10 protein-coding genes are annotated in these 13,072 nt (G+C 69.9%); 6 read left to right on the forward strand and 4 right to left on the reverse strand.

Annotated features, from left to right (window positions below; all coding sequences use genetic code 11):
- Positions 1 to 75: 75 nt before the first annotated feature.
- Both ilvD and ACZ5MC_RS05775 read left to right on the forward strand, forming a co-directional pair.
- Complete coding sequence (ilvD, locus tag ACZ5MC_RS05770) at positions 76 to 1,755, forward strand: dihydroxy-acid dehydratase (RefSeq protein WP_464517270.1); 1,680 nt, start codon at positions 76 to 78, stop codon at positions 1,753 to 1,755.
- 220 nt (positions 1,756 to 1,975) lie between these two features.
- Positions 1,976 to 3,193: a glycosyltransferase family 4 protein gene (locus ACZ5MC_RS05775; RefSeq protein ID WP_306599367.1), complete on the forward strand. Its 1,218-nt coding sequence runs from the start codon at positions 1,976 to 1,978 to the stop codon at positions 3,191 to 3,193.
- Here the strand turns inward: ACZ5MC_RS05775 and hypD are convergent.
- From hypD to ACZ5MC_RS05795, 4 genes are read right to left on the reverse strand one after another with little or no spacing between them, the layout of a single operon-like run.
- Complete coding sequence (hypD, locus tag ACZ5MC_RS05780) at positions 3,190 to 5,526, reverse strand: trans-4-hydroxy-L-proline dehydratase (RefSeq protein WP_464517271.1); 2,337 nt, start codon at positions 5,524 to 5,526, stop codon at positions 3,190 to 3,192. The two genes, ACZ5MC_RS05775 and hypD, sit on opposite strands and share 4 nt — an antisense overlap.
- Entirely contained in the window at positions 5,523 to 6,356 is an 834-nt protein-coding gene (locus ACZ5MC_RS05785) for a glycyl-radical enzyme activating protein (RefSeq protein WP_464517272.1), read from the reverse strand. The genes hypD and ACZ5MC_RS05785 overlap by 4 nt, the downstream gene beginning before the upstream one ends.
- Positions 6,353 to 7,018, reverse strand: a complete 666-nt coding sequence (locus ACZ5MC_RS05790; RefSeq protein ID WP_464517273.1) for a GntR family transcriptional regulator — start codon at positions 7,016 to 7,018, stop codon at positions 6,353 to 6,355. Before ACZ5MC_RS05790 ends, ACZ5MC_RS05785 begins: the two co-directional genes overlap by 4 nt.
- A 2-nt stretch (positions 7,019 to 7,020) precedes the next feature.
- On the reverse strand, positions 7,021 to 8,391 hold the full coding sequence (locus ACZ5MC_RS05795) for an aminopeptidase P family protein (protein WP_464517274.1): 1,371 nt from the start codon (positions 8,389 to 8,391) through the stop codon (positions 7,021 to 7,023).
- 107 nt (positions 8,392 to 8,498) lie between these two features.
- On the opposite strand from ACZ5MC_RS05795, the gene ACZ5MC_RS05800 reads away from it, so the two are divergent.
- The 4 genes from ACZ5MC_RS05800 (at position 8,499) to asnB (ending at position 12,964) form a co-directional block, all read left to right on the forward strand.
- A complete protein-coding gene (locus ACZ5MC_RS05800; RefSeq protein ID WP_306599372.1) occupies positions 8,499 to 8,633 on the forward strand; it encodes a hypothetical protein in 135 nt (44 codons plus the stop codon).
- Positions 8,634 to 8,705: 72 nt separating this feature from the next.
- The gene (locus ACZ5MC_RS05805; protein ID WP_306599373.1) at positions 8,706 to 9,602 is read left to right on the forward strand and encodes a LysR family transcriptional regulator; all 897 of its coding nucleotides are present in this window, start codon (positions 8,706 to 8,708) and stop codon (positions 9,600 to 9,602) included.
- Entirely contained in the window at positions 9,587 to 11,110 is a 1,524-nt protein-coding gene (gene ilvA / locus ACZ5MC_RS05810; protein WP_464517275.1) for a threonine ammonia-lyase, biosynthetic, read from the forward strand. The genes ACZ5MC_RS05805 and ilvA overlap by 16 nt, the downstream gene beginning before the upstream one ends.
- Before the next feature lie 165 nt (positions 11,111 to 11,275).
- On the forward strand, positions 11,276 to 12,964 hold the full coding sequence (gene asnB / locus ACZ5MC_RS05815; RefSeq protein ID WP_464517276.1) for an asparagine synthase B: 1,689 nt from the start codon (positions 11,276 to 11,278) through the stop codon (positions 12,962 to 12,964).
- The last annotated feature ends 108 nt before the right edge of the window (positions 12,965 to 13,072 follow it).

Genomic DNA, 13,072 nt, shown 5'->3' on the forward strand with positions numbered 1-13,072 from the left:
TAGATCCATTAGGGTATCCACGGGTGATCCGATCCTCCCCCCATATGGCGATAGGATGAAGCCAGGGAGCCTTCCATGCGATCCGACACCGTGAAAAAGGGCATCGAACGCGCCGGGCACCGCAGCCTCCTGCGGGCCGCGGGGCTCAAGGACGAGGACTTCGCCAAGCCGTTCATCGGGATCTCGAACTCCTACACCGACATCGTGCCGGGGCACACCCACCTGCACGAGTTCGCCAAGGTGGTGAAGGAGGCCGTGCGGGAGGCGGGGGGCGTGCCCTTCGAGTTCAACACCATCGCCGTGGACGACGGCATCGCCATGGGACACCTGGGCATGCGGTACTCCCTGCCCAGCCGGGAGCTCATCGCGGACGCGGTGGAGACCATGGCCATGGCCCACTGCTTCGACGCGCTCATCTGCATCTCGAACTGCGACAAGATCACGCCGGGCATGGTCCTGGGGGCGCTGCGGGTGAACGTGCCCACCATCTTCGTCACGGGCGGGCCCATGATGGCCGGCCAGAAGCCGGACGGTTCGCGGTCCGACCTGATCACGGTGTTCGAGGGCGTGGGCAAGGTGCAGAGCGGCGAGATGACGGAGAAGGAGCTGGACGCCATCGAGGCCAGCGCCTGCCCCACCTGCGGCTCCTGCTCGGGGATGTTCACGGCCAATTCCATGAACTGCCTCCTGGAGGCCATCGGGCTGGCGCTGCCGGGCAACGGCACCATCCCCGCGGTGGACCCGCGCCGCCCCTTCCTGGCCAAGGCGGCGGCCCTGCAGATCTTCGACCTGCTGGACCGGGACCTGAAGCCCAGGGACCTGGTGACGGCGGCCTCGCTCCACAACGCCTTCGCCCTGGACATGGCCATGGGCGGCTCCACCAACACCGTGCTCCACGGCCTGGCCATCGCCCACGAGGCGGGCGTGGACTTCCCCCTCGCCAGGCTCAACGAGATCTCGGCGGTGACCCCCTGCATCTGCAAGGTCTCGCCCTCGGTGTCCCACGTGCACATCCAGGACGTGGACCGGGCCGGGGGGATCAGCGCCATCCTCAAGGAGCTGTCCCGCCGCCCGGGGCTCCTGAACCTGGAGGCGCCCACGGTGACGGGCCGGACCCTGGGCCAGACCATCGCCTCCGCCTCCATCAAGGACCCGGCGGTGATCCGGACGCTGGAGGATCCCTACTCCGCGGACGGGGGGCTGGCGGTGCTCTTCGGCAACATCGCGCCCCAGGGCAGCATCGTGAAGAGCGCCGGCGTTGATCCCGCGTGCCTCGTGTTCGAGGGGGAGGCCCTGGTCTTCGAGAGCCAGGACGAGTGCCTGGCGGCCCTGATGCTGCGCCAGGTGAAGCCCGGCCACGCGGTCATCATCCGCTACGAGGGGCCCCGCGGGGGCCCGGGCATGCCGGAGATGCTCTCGCCCACGGCCATGATCAAGGGGCAGGGGCTGGGAACGTCGGTGGCGCTGATCACCGACGGGCGCTTCTCGGGCGGCACGGCGGGCCTCTGCATCGGCCACGTGAGCCCCGAGGCCATGGAGGGCGGCCCCATCGCCCTGGTGCGCACCGGGGACCGGGTCCGCATCGACATCCCGGCCCGCACCCTGGACATCGTGGTGGACGCGGACGAAATGGAGCGCCGGCGCGCGCAGTGGGTCCGCCCCGCGCCCAAGATCACCCGGGGCTGGCTGGGCCGGTACGCCCACCTGGTGACCAGCGCCAGCCGCGGCGCCGTGATGGAGCTGCCGCGCACCTGACGCGGATCCCGCTGTTTTTTCCAGGTCTTCCGGAAGATCCTTCCGAAGATCGTTGGACGCGAAGGGCCGGGAAGTTATCCTGGATGCGAATCCGCGCATTCCCGGAGCGAACCCCCGGCCCTCGCCGGGCCCCGTTCGCCCCTGCGGATTCGACGTTCGGCGGTGGCGTCAAAGGGCAGCACGCGGCCGTGCCACATTGGAAATCGACTGGAGATGGTGCATGCGGCTTGTGATTCTGCACAGAGGGTTCCTGGCGCGGGGCGGGGCGGAGATCCTGGCCCTGGTGCAGGCCCAGGATCTCGTCAGGGCGGGGGTCGACGTGCAGGTGGTCACCTTCGCCTACGACCCGGTCCACTGGAAGGGCCCCCTGGAGGAGATCCCGGTGCACCTGGTGCCCAGGCACCATTGGACCGACCTGCCCTTCGCCCTGGACCGGAACGCCATGCTCCGGCACCGGACCAAGCGGGTGGCGGCCCTGCTCCGGACGCTGGCCCCCGACGTGGTGCTGGCCCACAACCATCCCTCCCCCGCCATGCTCGGCGCCTGCGCCGTGGACGCCCGGAAGCTCTGGTTCTGCCACGAACCCCCCCGGGGACTCTACCCCCGCCAGACCAACCGGTTCCTCACCGAGGCCAACGCCAAGGGCCTCCTTTCCGGCCACCCGGAGCTGGCCCGGGGCATGGACCGCCACCTGTCCCGGGAACGGGAGAACAAGTGGGACTGGCGGCGCGGCGTTGAATTCGACCAGGCCGGGATCGCCAAGCTGGACGGCATCGCCGCCAACAGCTCGTACACCCGCGCCAGCGTGGCCGCGGCCTACGGAGGACGCCCGGCGGAGGTGCACTACCCCGTGGTGCCCATGGACCCCCTGCCGCACCGGTCCGGGATCAACCGGGACGGGCTCCAGGTGCTGGTCCAGACCCGCCTCGAGCTCATGAAGAACGTCGACACCGTGATCCGCGGCTTCCGGCTGGCCAGGCCCCACCTGGGCTCCCAGGCCAGGCTCCACGTGGTGGGCAAGGGCGAGGCCCTGGAGAGCCTCCAGGCCCTGGTGAAGGAGCTGGAACTGGACGACGCGGTGACCTTCCACGGCTTCCTCTCCGACGCCGAACTGAGGGCGCTCCGCCAGTCCTGCGACGTCTTCGCCCTGGTGCCCTGGGACGAGCCGTTCGGCATGGTCTACCCTGAGGCGGCCGCGGCGGGCCTCCTCCTCATCGGCCCCGACCACGGCGGTCCCGAGGAGATCCTGGGAGGCGGCCGCTACGGCTGGTGCGTCCCGCCCCACGCCCCGGTGGCGCTGGCCGAGACCCTGTGCACCGTGTTCCGCAGCAGCGACGCCGAGGCCGACCAGATGCGCCTTAGGGCGCTTAACGCCTGCCAGGCCCGGTTCGCGCCGGACGTGGTCCTGCCCCGGTTCCGGAAATGGGTGACGGGCTAGAATTCCTGGTGCTCAGTCCGGTGGATGATCTCGTTCTGCAGTTCCCGTGACAGGTCGCAGAAGTAGTCCGAGTATCCCGCCACCCGCACGATGAGGTCCCGGTGGCCGCCCGGGTCGGCCTGGGCCTCCTTCAGGGTGGCGGCGGTGACCACGTTGAACTGGACGTGGTGGCCGTCCATCTTGAAGTAGCCGCGCACCAGATGGAGGAGGCGGTCGATGCCGTCCTCCCCGGCCAGGAGGCCCGGCGTGAACTTCATGTTGAGGAGGGTGCCGCCGGTCTTCACGTGGTCCATCTTCCCGGCGGAGCGCAGGACGGCGGTGGGGCCGGACCGGTCCGCGCCCTGCACGGGGGAGATGCCCTCGGAGACGGGCTCCCCGGCCTTCCTGCCGTCGGCCGACGCCTGGCACACCTGGCCGAAGTACACGTGGCAGGTGGTGGGCAGCATCTCCAGGCGGTAGGCGCCGCCCTTGCCGTTGGGGCGGCCGTCCACGGCGTGGAAGAGGAACCGGAAGACCCGCACCATGACGTCGTCCGCCGCCGGGTCGTCGTTGCCGTACTTCGGGGCCTTGTGGAGGAGGTGCTGGCGCAGGACCTCGCTGCCGGCGAAATCCGCGTCCAGGGCCGCGACGAGTTCCGGCAGCGCGGACGGGCCCAGGGCCTTGATGGCGGCAAGGCTGTCGGTGACGGTGCCGATGCCCACGGCCTGGATGAAGGTGTTGTTGTACCGGGCGCCGCCCGCGTTGTAGTCCTGGCCCCGCTTGATGCAGTCGTCGGTGAGCACGGACAGGAAGGGCGCGGGCATGCGCGTGGCGTAGAGGCGCTCGATGAGCTGGTTGCCGCGGATCTTGATGTCCAGGAAATGGCGGGTCTGGGCCTCGAAGGCGGCCATGGCCTCCTCGAAGGTGGCGGGCGTTCCCGTGCGCGGCCCCAGGGGCATTCCGGTGCGGGCGTCCACGCCGTCGTGGAGGGCCAGCTCGAGCATCTTGGGCAGGTTGAAGTAGCCGGTGAGGATGTAGGCCTCCTTGCCGAAGGCGCCCACCTCCACGCACCCGGAGCACCCGCCCTCCCGGGCGTCCTCCAGGGACTTGCCCTGGCGCAGCTGCTCCTCCACCACCGCGTCCGCGTTGAACAGCGAAGGGAATCCGTAGCCGTTGCGGATCACCCGCAGCGCGCGCCTGAGCACGGCGTCGGGGGTCTTGCGGGAGACCTGCACGTTGCTGCTGGGCTGGAGGAGGTGCATCTCCTCGACGATCTCCAGCAGGAGCTCCGTGAGCTCGTTGCTGCCGTCGCTGCCGTCCGGCAGGAGCCCGGCCAGGTTCAGGTTGGCGAAATCGGTGTAGGTGCCGCTCTCGGCCGCCGTGACGCCCACCTTGGGGGGCGCGGTGTGGTTGTTGAACTTCACGAAGAAGCACTCCAGCAGCTCCCGCGCCGCCTCCCGGGTGAGGGTGCCGTCCTTCAGTCCGGCCCGGTAGAAGGGCAGGAGGTGCTGGTCCAGGTGCCCGGGGCTGAAGGCGTCCCAGCCGTTGAGCTCGGTGATGACGCCCTGGTGGCAGAACCAGTAGTACTGCAGCGCCTCCTGGAAATCCCGCGGCGCCTGGGCCGGCACCCGCCGGCACACCGCGGCGATGCGCAGCAGCTCCTCCCGTCGAGCCGGGCCGCACGCCAGGGCCTGGCGTTCCGCCTCCTGCGCGTGACGCTCCGCAAGGAGGATCAGGGCGTCGCAGGAGATGCGCATGGCTTCCAGCTCGGCGCGCTTGTCGCCGGCCTCGGGATCCCTTTCGAAATCCAGGGCCGCGTCGCTGCGGCGGATGTCCTCCTGGAAGTCCCGAAGGCCCCGGGTGTAGATCTTGCCGTCCAGGACGGTGTGCCCCGGCGCCCGCTGCTCCATGAACTCCGTGAAGACCCCCGCGTCGTAGGCCTCGAGCCACTCCGGCGGCAGCAGGGCCCAGATCTGGTCCCGCAGGCTCCGGTCCCGCCAGTAGGGGATGACGTCCCGCTCGTAGGCCTCGACCATGGCCGCGTCCACGCGGTAGCGGGTCATGGGCCGGGAGTCCAGGATGCGCAGGTCCTCCACGGAATGGCAGGTGAGTTCGGGGAAGGTGGGCACGGCCTTGGGGCGCGGTCCGCGCTCGCCCACGATCAGTTCCCCGTCGCCGATCCACACCGTCTTGTGCCGGCAGAGGTGCTGGAAGGCCAGGGCCCGCATGACCGGGACGGCGTGCTTGCCCAGGTGCTCACGGTAGAAGGCGGTGACCAGCTGCGCCCGTTCGGGGCTCAGGGAGGGGACGGCCTCCAGGCTTTCCTGGCGGAGACGGGCGGTGCGTTCGTTCATGACTGACCTCCGACCTTGATTCCATGGTTCCTGAAGCGCTGCGCCAGCTCCTTCATGCGCTCTGGCGCGGGGGGCCGGAGGCCGTCCAGGGCGTAGTTCCTGCCCAGGCGCGCGAACTTCGCCGAACCGGTGGCGTGGTAGGGCAGGAGGTCCACCTGCGCGCCGGGAAGGGTGGCCACGAAGCGGGCCGTGGCGTCCATGTTCGCGTCGTCGTCGTTGACCCCCGGGACCACCGGCACGCGGACCCGGAGGTTCCCGTGGGTGCTTCCCAGGGCCGCCAGCGCCGCGAGGATCTCCGCGTTGTCCACGCCCGTCCAGTGCAGGTGGCGCGGGCCATCCATGTGCTTGAGGTCGAAGAGGACGAGGTCTGCCAGCGCGGCGGTCTCCTGCAGGCGCCCTGCGGGCAGGCCGCAGGTGTCCAGGGCCGTATGCACGCCCCGGGCACGCAGCGCGGCCAGGGCCGCCCCCACGAACGCGGCCTGGAGCAGGGGCTCGCCACCCGAGAAGGTGACGCCCCCGCCGGACTCGTCGAAGAAGATGCGGTCCCGCAGCACCTCCTCCACCAGCTCCTCCACCTCCACGTCCCGGCCCAGCATGCGGCGCGCGCCGGTGGGGCAGGCTTCCGCCTTGGCGTCCTCCGGGAAGGGGCCGCAGGTGCCGCACCGGATGCACAGGCCCTCCTGGAGCACCGCCTCCCGGCAGGGGGACTGGCTCTCGGGGTTGTGGCACCAGGCGCAGTCCAGGGGGCAGCCTTTCATGAACACGGTGGTGCGCAGGCCCGGGCCGTCGTGGAGGGAGAAACGCTGGATGTTGAAGACCCGTCCCTTCACGCGCGCTCCTGGAAGTAGACCTGGTTGACGAAGGCCTCCTGCACCTTGAAGCCCCAGTGCACGTCCCGGAGGTAGGCCGCCGCGTCCTCGAACCGGCCCTTTTCCAGGAGGTCGACCATCTCCTCGTGCTCCCGCAGGCCGCTGTTCTCCCAGCTGGTGTGGATCCGCTCGAACTTCCGGCTCCAGTCGTAGAGCTGCTGCTTTTTCAGGTGGACCAGGGCGGTGATGCGCCGGTTCCCCTGGCGCTCCAGGAAGAAGTCGTGGAACGCGTAGTTGTGGGCGTAGTAGGCGTGCCAGTCCCCGGCTTCCACGGCCGCGGTGGCCAGCCGGTCCAGCTCCCGGAGCCGGGCGAGGTCCCCGGGGCCCAGGGGCGCCGAGGCCAGCACGGCGCTGGCTTCCAGGGCCCCCACCAGCTGGTAGATCTCCTTGATGTCCGTGGCGTCCAGGGCCCGCACCGATACCCCCCGGCGGGGGGAGATGGTGACGAACTCCTCGGCCTCGAGCTGGATAAGGGCGTCCCGCAGCGGGGTCCGGCTCACCCCCAGTTCCGCGGCGAGGCGGTTGAGGTCCAGGAAGGCCGAGCTGGTCAGCGCGCCCGACTTGAGCTCGGCCTTCAGGTGGTCGTAGACCTGTTCCCGCAGGGACTTCGCGACGATGCCCATGGTCACCCCCGGGCCGCTTCGATCTCGAGGGCGGTGCGGGGCTTGGGCGGGCCCAGGCGGCGGGCTCCGGTGGCGGTCACCAGGAAGTCCTCCTCGATGCGCAGGCCGCCGAAGCCCGCGTAGGCCTCCAGGGCGCCGTAGTCGATGAAGTCCCTGAAGCGGCCCTCGGCGCGCCAGCGCTCCGTCAGCTCGGGCATGAAGTAGATGCCGGGCTCCACCGTGAGGACGAAGCCCTCCTGGAGCTCCCGGGCCAGGCGCAGGGACTTCAGGCCGAACTGGGTGCTGCGGGGCCGGCCCTCGTAGCCCACCAGGGTTTCGCCCAGGTTCTCCATGTCGTGCACGTCCAGGCCCATGAGGTGCCCCAGCCCGCAGGGGAAGAAGAGGGCGTGGGCCCCCTGGTCCACGGCGTCCTCGACGTCTCCCTTCATCAGTCCCAGGTCCTTGAGGCCGGCCGCGAGGGTCCGGCAGGCCAGGAGATGGACCTCCTTGAAGTCGATGCCCGGGCGCAGCGCCCCCTCCGCGGCCAGGAAGGCCCCGAGGACCAGGTCGTGGATGTCCCGCTGGCGCGCGGTGAACGCGCAGTCCACGGGGAAGGTGCTGGACAGGTCCCCGGCGTAGTGGCCCGCCGTCTCCGCGCCCGCGTCCAGGAGGAAGAGCTGGCCGCTCTCCAGGGTGTTGCCGTAGTGGTGGTTGTGTAGCACGCCGCCCCGGACGGTGGCGATGACGGGGAAGGAGAGCCCGCCGCCGGCGGCCAGGGCGATGTCGGTGACGCGGCCCATGATCTCGGCCTCCCGCATGCCGGGGCGGGCCATGGCCATGGCCTCCAGGTGCATGCGCACCGAGGTGTCCACGGCGCGTTCGATCTCCTCGACTTCCGCGGGGGACTTCCGGATGCGCAGTTCCGCCACGGCGCGGATGAAGGCCGCCGAGGGCTGGGGAGCGCGGGGGCCCAGGCCCTCGAGGAGGCGCAGGTGGTGTTCGGCCCGGTAGGGAGGCAGGATGTGCACGGGACGCCCGGAGGCCTGGGCACGGCAGAGGTGCTCCTTCAGGGCCGCTGCGGGGGCGGTGTAGGCGATGCCGGCGGCGTCGGCGAGGTCCCGCACCAGGGGCTGGGGCCCCATCCACACGATGTCGTCCAGGGTGCAGTCGTCCCCGAACAGGGTGGCGCGGTCCTCGTCCAGGTCCAGGATGGCCGCGAAGCCCGGGCGGTCCACGCCCGTGAAATAGAGGAAGGTGCTGTCCTGCCGGAACGGGAAGGCGTTGTCGGCGTAGTTCATGGGGCTCTCCTCGTTGCCGAGGAGGAGCAGGATGCCCGAGGGAATCTGCGCCTTGAGGCGGTTGCGGCGCTCCGCGCAGGGAAGGGAACCGGGCATGGGGGACTCCAGAGGAAAGCTGATATCTAATATATCAGATTTCAAATCGCTCCCTGCACGGAACCCTTGACATCGCCATTGCACCCTGTTTCTAGTTGAAATCAATGATGACCATGTCCCGCACCTTCGCCCCCGCCGCCGGCCACGCCGGTTTGGCCGGCGTCCGCGCGCTCGGGACCGTCCTCGCCCTTAGCAACCTGTCGGTGGTCGTAATTATTGACCACGGGGCGGGGGCCATCTAGCCAGCAGAACCAGTTCACCCCTTCCGCCCCGCACCCCAAAGGTCGCGGGGCTTTTTCGTTCTGGAGCCCTCCATGAACCTGTCCGATCTCGAGATCCTGGTGTGCCTCGCCGAGGAGGGGAGCTTCTCCCGCGTCGCCGAGAAGCTCAACCGCTCCCAGCCCGCCGTGAGCCAGGCCATCCGGCGCCTGGAGGAGACCTTCGAGGTGCAGCTCCTGGACCGCACCTCCCGGCGCGCGGTGCTCACGGGGGCCGGCTCGGCGCTGGTGTCCTACGCCGGGCGCATGCTCCACCTGTGGGACGGGGCGGTCAAGACCATGGCGGAGCGCCGCAACGGCAAGCGAGGGGTGCTCCGCCTTGCGGCCAACGGGCTCCTGTGCGACTACCTCCTGCCGTCCCTCATCGAGGGCTTCCGTCTGGACCACCCGCACGCCAAGATCGAGCTGGTGCAGTGTCCGGCCTCCGGGATCCCCACGGCCCTCCTGGACCAGGACCTGGATTTCGGCTTCCTCTCCTATGCGCCCAGCCACCGGGACCTGGAGACCCAGGCCCTCTTCCGGGACGACCTGGTGCTGGCGGTGCCCCCGCAGCACCCCTTCGCGCGCTTCAGCCAGGTGAGCTTCCAGCAGATGGCGGGGGAGGCCTTTCTGGCCCACTCGGCCGCCTCGCCCAGCCGCAAGCGCCTGGACTACCAGTTCGGACAGGAAGGGGTCGCGCTCCGGGTCGCCATGGAGCTGCCCAGCCTCGAGTCCATCAAGCGCTTCGTCGCCGCCGGCGCCGGCATCGCCATCCTGCCCCGGCTCTGTCTTGAGCGGGAGCTGAAGGACGGCAGCCTCGTCGCGCCGCGCATGAAGTCCCAGTCCATCGGCCGGGACATCCGGGTGGCCTGGCGCCGCACCCGGGGCGCCTCGCCCCTGGCCGGCGACTTCCTCGACCAGACGGCCCGGAGGTTCAAATGCAGGGCAGCCTAGATCCGGAGGGTCTGGCGGTCTTCAACGGCATGCTCACCGCGCCCGTGTACGACGTGGCCGTGGAGTCCCCCCTGGAGGCCGCCCCGCTCCTCTCCGCCGCCCTGGGCAACCGGGTCTGGTTCAAGCGCGAGGACCTGCAGCCCGTCTTCTCCTTCAAGCTGCGGGGAGCCTACGCCAAGATGGTTAAGCTCGGGACGGACGAGCTCGCCCGGGGCGTGGTGGCGGCCTCGGCGGGGAACCACGCCCAGGGCGTGGCCCTGGCGGCGAAGAGGCTGGGCTGCAGGGCGGTCATCGTCATGCCCCTGACGACCCCTGCCATCAAGGTGGACGCGGTGCGGCGCCTGGGCGGGGAGGTGCGGCTCCACGGCGACTCCTTCGACGAGGCCGCCGCCGAGGCCCGGCGCCTGGCGGAGGAGGGGCTGACGCCCATCCACCCCTACGACGACCCGGACGTCATCGCCGGGCAGGGCACGGTCGGTCTGGAACTGCTCCGCCAGCGGCCCCGGGGCCTGGACGCGGTGTTCGTCCCGGTGGGCGGGGGCGGGCTCATCGCCGGCGTGGCCACCTGCATCAAGCGGCTCCTGCCCGCCATCCGCGTCATCGGCGTCGAGCCCGCGGACTCCGACTGCCTGGCCCGGGCCCTGGCCGCGGGCCGGCCCGTGAAGCTCGACCACGCCGGGATCTTCGCGGACGGCGTGGCGGTGCGCCAGGTGGGGGAGCTCCCCTTCCGCCTGTGCCGCAACACCGTCGACGAGGTGGTGCGGGTGGGCACGGACGAGATCTGCGCGGCCATCAAGGACGTCTTCTCCGAGAACCGCACCGTGCTGGAACCCAGCGGCGCCCTGTCGGTGGCGGGCCTGCGGAAGTGGTCGGAGGGCAGGAAGGGCCTGGACCTGGCGGCCATCCTCAGCGGGGCGAACCTCAACTTCGACCGGCTCCGCTTCGTGGCGGAACGGGCGGGGTCCGGGGAACAGCGGGAGGCCCTGTTCGCGGTGGTCATCCCCGAGCGCCCCGGCAGCTTCCGGGCCTTCTGCGAGCTCATCGGGAACCGCTCCATCACGGAGTTCAACTACCGCTACTCGGACGCGTCCAGCGCGCGGATCTTCGTGGGGATCCAGGTGTCGGGCCGCGGGGAGGTGGACGCGCTCATGGCGCTCTTCCACGCCAACGGACTCGTGGCGGTGGACCTCACCGACAACGAGCTGGCCAAGCTCCACCTGCGCCACCTGGCCTGGGGCTTCACGCCCAACCCGGAGCTGGAGCGGGTGTACCGGTTCGAGTTCCCCGAGCGCCCCGGCGCTCTGCTGCGCTTCCTGACGCGCATGAGCCAGGGCTGGAACATCACGCTCTTCCACTACCGCAACCACGGCGCCGACGTGGGCCGGGTGCTCGCGGGCATGGAGGTGCCGCGGGAGGACGAGGGCGCCTTCTGGACCTTCCTGGGGGAGCTGGGGTACGAATGGACGGACGAGAAGGACAATCCGGCCTACCGCTTCTTCCTGGCTTGACCCGGGATGCCCCATGCCCAATACTTCCACCATGACTTTCGCGTCCGTCAACTTCGCCAATAACAATCCGCCCCCGGGGTGGAGTTGGTGATCTGACCGGATCGTCCTCGCTTCCGCCCCACGTTCACGCGTGGGGCTTTTTTTATCTCCCCGAAAGGACCTCCCATGTGCGGCATCCTGGCCATTCTCGACATCGACCCGACCCGTTCCAATTCCGGCGAGCTCCGCAGGCAGGCCCTCTCCATGGCCCGGAAGCTCAGACACCGGGGGCCCGACTGGAGCGGCATCTACAGCGACGACCACGCCATCCTCGCCCATGAGCGGCTCTCCATCGTGGACGTGGAGCACGGCGCCCAGCCCCTGGTGGACACGCTCACCGGCAACCTCCTCACGGTCAACGGGGAGATCTACAACCACAAGGACCTCCAGAGGGGGCTCCGGGAGCGCCACGACTTCCAGACGAAGTCCGACTGCGAGGTGATCCTCTACCTCTACGACGAGGAATCCCCGAAGAAGTTCCTCAACGCCATGAACGGGATCTTCGCGTTCGTGCTCTACGATCCCCGCAACGGCAGCTACCTCATCGCCCGGGACCCCATCGGCGTCGTGCCCCTCTACCTGGGCTGGGACCGCCAGGAGAACCTCTACGTGGCCTCCGAACTCAAGGCCCTGACGGGCCACTGCGAGCGCATCCAGGAGTTCCCGGCGGGGTGCTTCTACCAGGGGCACGAGAAGGAGAAGGGGTTCCAGCGGTACTACGAGCCGAAGTGGGCGGAGCCCGGCTTCGTCCCGTCCAGGCCCTACGACGCCCAGGCGCTGCGCAAGGCCCTCACCGACGCCGTGCACCGGCAGCTCATGTGCGACGTGCCCTACGGCCTCCTCATCTCGGGTGGCGTGGACTCCTCCATCATCGCGGCCATCGCCGCGCGCTACCGGGAGAACCGGGTCGAGGAGGACGACCGCGGCCCGGCCTGGTGGCCCCGCATCCACTCCTTCGCGGTGGGCCTCAAGGACGCCCCGGACCTGGCGCCCGCGCGCAAGGTCGCCGAGCACATCGGCGCCATCCACCACGAGATCCACTTCACCATCCAGGAGGGCATCGACGCGCTGTCGGACGTCGTCTACCACCTGGAGACCTTCGACATCACCACCATCCGGGCCTCCACCCCCATGTTCCTCATGATGCGGAAGATCCGCGCCATGGGCATCAAGATGGTCCTGAGCGGGGAGGGCGCCGACGAGATCTTCGGGGGCTACCTCTACTTCCACAAGGCCCCCTCGGGGCCCGCCCTGCACGAGGAGACGGTGAACAAGCTCTCGAAGCTCCACCTCTACGACTGCCTCCGGGCCAACAAGTCCGCCGCCGCCTGGAGCGTGGAGGCCCGGGTCCCCTTCCTGGACCGGGAGTTCCTGGACGTGGCCATGAACCTCGACCCCTCCCTCAAGATCCCCCGCAACACCCCCCGCAACATCGAGAAGCACCTCCTGCGCGAGGCCTTCGACGGCTGGCTCCCCGACGAGGTGCTGTGGCGCCAGAAGGAGCAGTTCTCCGACGGGGTGGGCTACGGCTGGATCAACGCCCTCAAGGCCCATGCCGAGGCCGAGATCACCGACGGCATGATGCGCGGGGCCGGGGAGCGCTTCCCCGTGAAGACGCCGCTCACCAAGGAGGCCTACCTCTACCGCCAGCTCTTCGAGTCCCACTTCCCCATGGCCACCGCCGTGAACTGCGTGCCCTTCGAGGCCAGCGTGGCCTGCTCCACAGCGGCGGCCCTGGCGTGGGACCCCTCGTTCAAGGACCGGGCCGACCCGTCGGGGCGGGCCGTGGCGGGGGTGCACGACAAGGCCTATTAAGGAGGGAGGCGATGGCACAAGGAGCCGCCCTGGGCATCTAATCAGAGCCCGGTGCCAAGGACTGCCTGCACGCTTTTTGCGTGCGGGCGTGGCGCGGGTCTGTACCTG

Source organism: Mesoterricola sp. JemC181 (assembly GCF_055384585.1).

Bases quoted from the DNA above. Each gene is read 5' to 3' on its own strand.
- ilvD (WP_464517270.1), top strand. From the start codon at position 76: ATGCGATCCGACACCGTGAAAAAGGGCATCGAACGCGCCGGGCACCGC.
- ACZ5MC_RS05775 (WP_306599367.1), top strand. From the start codon at position 1,976: ATGCGGCTTGTGATTCTGCACAGAGGGTTCCTGGCGCGGGGCGGGGCG.
- hypD (WP_464517271.1), bottom strand. From the start codon at position 5,526: ATGAACGAACGCACCGCCCGTCTCCGCCAGGAAAGCCTGGAGGCCGTC.
- ACZ5MC_RS05790 (WP_464517273.1), bottom strand. From the start codon at position 7,018: ATGGGCATCGTCGCGAAGTCCCTGCGGGAACAGGTCTACGACCACCTG.
- ACZ5MC_RS05795 (WP_464517274.1), bottom strand. From the start codon at position 8,391: ATGCCCGGTTCCCTTCCCTGCGCGGAGCGCCGCAACCGCCTCAAGGCG.
- ACZ5MC_RS05800 (WP_306599372.1), top strand. From the start codon at position 8,499: ATGACCATGTCCCGCACCTTCGCCCCCGCCGCCGGCCACGCCGGTTTG.
- ACZ5MC_RS05805 (WP_306599373.1), top strand. From the start codon at position 8,706: ATGAACCTGTCCGATCTCGAGATCCTGGTGTGCCTCGCCGAGGAGGGG.
- ilvA (WP_464517275.1), top strand. From the start codon at position 9,587: ATGCAGGGCAGCCTAGATCCGGAGGGTCTGGCGGTCTTCAACGGCATG.
- asnB (WP_464517276.1), top strand. From the start codon at position 11,276: ATGTGCGGCATCCTGGCCATTCTCGACATCGACCCGACCCGTTCCAAT.